This is a genomic window from Rhizobium croatiense (assembly GCF_019793465.1).
Taxonomy (GTDB): domain Bacteria; phylum Pseudomonadota; class Alphaproteobacteria; order Rhizobiales; family Rhizobiaceae; genus Rhizobium; species Rhizobium croatiense.
On record NZ_JAILYJ010000065.1, the window covers coordinates 1 to 473 of the forward strand.

The following is a 473-nucleotide window of genomic DNA, read 5'->3' on the forward strand; positions in this document are numbered from 1 at the left end:
CCCTAATGGCCTCTCGACCAGGATGACCGTGCTCTCCTCGAACCTTGCCTCGAGGCCGAAATCCGTCAGCAGGGTCGATTGGATAACCTCCTTCTGCACCTCGCCGTAAAGCGACACGTAGACTTCGTCCGCCTCCTCGTTCCGGCGCAGATTGATCAAGGGATCCTGTTCGGCCATCTGGTTAAGCGCCAGCCAGAGCGCCGCCTTGTCGGAAGGCCGATGGGCAAGAACGCGGGTTTCGAGCGCGGGCGGCGCGAAGTGAGCCCACTCGCCCAAAGGATTTCCGCCTACAGCATCACCGATGCGGGCGCCGGCAAGGCCGCTGACGCGCGCGATCTGCCCGGCGCGGAGGCTCTCGGCGCCATGAACCCGGCCGGCCTCGAACACATGGATCGCGGTAACCCGTTCCAGGCCTTTGGGCAGGCCCAGAGATTGCCGGAGCCGCACCGTGCCGGAGTTCAGGTAGATGTAGG

General features: G+C 64.7%; 1 pseudogene. It reads right to left on the reverse strand.

Annotated elements, in window-relative coordinates:
- A pseudogene (locus K6M89_RS30570) lies at window positions 1-473 on the reverse strand (GTP-binding protein); the annotation flags it as partial.